This window comes from Nostoc sp. (genome assembly GCF_035638895.1).
Classification (GTDB): domain Bacteria; phylum Cyanobacteriota; class Cyanobacteriia; order Cyanobacteriales; family Nostocaceae; genus Nostoc.
The window spans coordinates 1-2158 of the sequence record NZ_DASQZC010000698.1 but is presented as its reverse complement, the minus strand read 5'-3'; the positions used below and the strand labels follow the sequence as shown (position 1 = coordinate 2158).

The window sequence follows — 2158 nt, the reverse complement described above, 5'->3', positions numbered from 1 at the left end:
TCGTTACGTTGGTTCTCGCAAAAATCTCTTTGATCTTCGCCGTACCGCCGTTGTTCACAATCTTCATGTCCTTGCCAAAATTTTTACCCGCGCTACTGAGCAGTCTCCTACTTCATCCTGATTACTGAATCGGTGTTCTAGTAGTCCTGTACAAGCGGCGAAAACTCAATCTCTCAGGACTGCTAAGTTTCGCAACGTGAACTGATGAGAAAGCGATTGTCTCCTGATTCTATGGGAGCGATCGCTTTTTCAAATCCAACAATCAATTAAATAGAAAGTGAAAAACAGATGACAACAGATTTAGTAACTTACTACGGACAAACTGAACTAATTAACCAATTGGTTAATAATTATGGCGCATATTTGGAGAAATTGAATAGAGAAACAAAACTGTTATTACGAGTAACTCTTTCTACTTATATTGTTATGCAGCAAGAGTACACTCCATCTGAATATCCAGTATCTACAGCTCTTGAAGATGGGTTGTGTGAGCTAGTGATTCCTGATTCTATTCCCCAAGATTTGTATGATGTCTGCTCTGTTCTGAATGGGCTAACAACTCTGGAGGCTGAAACCTTACTTGAAGCACTACAACACCAAATCCGGTGGGGCAATGCCCAAAAGTTAGCGAGTTGATAGGGTAAGAAACATGGAAATCTATTTAGTCTTTGTTGACGCAATCCAAAACAGTAATAAGTTCTGGTCTGCTAAAGTTCAAGATGGTAACTTAACGGTGCAGTGGGGCAGAGTCGGTTATCAAGCGCAAACGAAAATCCACACATTAGGCAATCATCAAAGAGCCGTTAGCAAATTCAACAATCTGGTAGCGGAAAAGAAAGGCAAAGGCTACAGCGAAAGCCAGCCAGAGATTGATGCTAGCCGCAGTGTTGCAGACATTAGACGAGCTATTCAATTGTTGAATATCATCCGTCTTGCTGTTGCAAATAGAAATTTTGGTGATACCTACATATCTGCTCTTAATGAATATCTGAAAATTGTCCCAACACCTTTAGGGATGCAGATAGATTATCACAGAGTTTACCGTACAGTAGCAGATATTGACTATCAGCAAGAATTACTCAATTCTCTGTTAGCGACACCTGCACCAATTGTTGCTGCGGTGGCTGTTGGTCATGTCCCTGAAGCAGCAGCAGGAGAAACCAAGGTTGTCAGTCTCAAGACTATCAGTAAGAACTTCTGGCGACATTTGTGATTGTAAATGTGCAGATGTAAGCTTTTGATAAAACTAGGAGCAAAAAACAATGTCTAATACAGAAAAACTACATTACGATTACTCATGTGAGGAGGACGAAGAATCAAGTTGGTTGTGGATAGCAAAGATGAAAGAGCCAGGGCTTCCTAAACCTGATTGCTATTCCTTGCTTTTCAGTGCGGAAGGAACTCATGCAGCAGCGTTAATTAAAAATTTTCAGCCTTTATCTGGAGATGAAGCACAAGATTATGCCAAGCAATTAGCTTTTGGCTAAATAAAAAATAGAAGCTAAATATCCCCCAGTGCAGTATGTGCTGGGGGATATTTTTAACTGACTTTCAGCTTAATCGCTTGTTTGTCTTCTGGGTTTTTCGTATGACATCGCTTAACCATTAAAATATTTTTTCTGAATATGGAAATTTTATGTAAATTTAACCACGCTGACCTGACGAAAGTTTACAATATAATTACTGAAACTAATTTAGTTACAACCAACAGGCTTTAGTTTGACCCATGACTGATAACAAACAAATTGTCTGCCAACTCACTCAACAAAAACCAAGACGTGTTTTGGTTGTAGCTCCAAGTGAACTCACTATCCACCACCGTCACAGACAATCCTTTCAGGTACTACCCACTTCAAGCAATTACATTTTCAAAGTCATCGCTAAATTGTCCATCGTCAGCGCTATGTTGTTTGGCATCAGTGCATTAGGCTATTGGGTAGGGGAAATTGTTGAAGCTAATACAATCCCGACAATAGAAGAGAGATACGATTGGAAAACCCAAAAGCATATTTGTTTTGGTTGGATGCTAGTTGCTTTTTCTAGCTTCCTTGGGAGTGCTTCTTTTAGTCACGAGTCCCATTAATCAGTTCCAAGAGAGTTAAGCAGCCTTAAAAATTAATGCGACGATAGATTTCAGTCAGGGGAATTTCTACGTTTA

Annotated in this window: 4 protein-coding genes; all 4 read left to right on the top strand. The window is 39.8% G+C overall.

The window, feature by feature from the left end:
- The first annotated feature begins 288 nt into the window (after positions 1–288).
- On the top strand, positions 289–636 hold the full coding sequence (locus VE944_RS33265) for a hypothetical protein (protein ID WP_324987836.1): 348 nt from the start codon (positions 289–291) through the stop codon (positions 634–636).
- 13 nt (positions 637–649) lie between these two features.
- The gene (locus VE944_RS33260) at positions 650–1213 is read left to right on the top strand and encodes a WGR domain-containing protein (RefSeq protein ID WP_324987833.1); all 564 of its coding nucleotides are present in this window, start codon (positions 650–652) and stop codon (positions 1211–1213) included.
- A gap of 49 nt (positions 1214–1262) precedes the next feature.
- The gene (locus VE944_RS33255) at positions 1263–1487 is read left to right on the top strand and encodes a hypothetical protein (RefSeq protein WP_324987831.1); all 225 of its coding nucleotides are present in this window, start codon (positions 1263–1265) and stop codon (positions 1485–1487) included.
- A 239-nt stretch (positions 1488–1726) separates the two neighbouring features.
- Complete coding sequence (locus VE944_RS33250) at positions 1727–2083, top strand: hypothetical protein (RefSeq protein WP_324987828.1); 357 nt, start codon at positions 1727–1729, stop codon at positions 2081–2083.
- The last annotated feature ends 75 nt before the right edge of the window (positions 2084–2158 follow it).